Here is a 270-nt window from a genome sequence, read left to right on the forward strand (position 1 = left end):
GGTCAAGTGTTCATCGGGGTCGTCCAAGTGCAACGTGTCCCAGATCGCCTGGAGTACCGCAGGCGTGAATTCACCCTTTTGGTACGCTGACTTGTAGCGCCCGCGCAGGTTGTCGCCCGAGCCATTCAGGGTTTGCTGATTCTGAACCAGCGCTTGCAGGTCCAGGCCGTTCACTCGCCTGACCTGCTCGACCATCTCCGGCGGCCAGCACTGCAGACCCAGACAGGCACCGAGCATGGCACCGAGGATCGCGGCGATGGTGTCGGTGTC

1 protein-coding gene is annotated in these 270 nt (G+C 62.2%); it reads right to left on the bottom strand.

Annotated features, from left to right (window positions below; genetic code table 11):
- A partial coding sequence (locus tag AC0L20_RS41090) for a hypothetical protein (protein ID WP_473295841.1) occupies positions 1-270 on the bottom strand: 270 nt, incomplete at both ends.

Source organism: Bradyrhizobium sp. Kon58, from assembly GCF_055807455.1.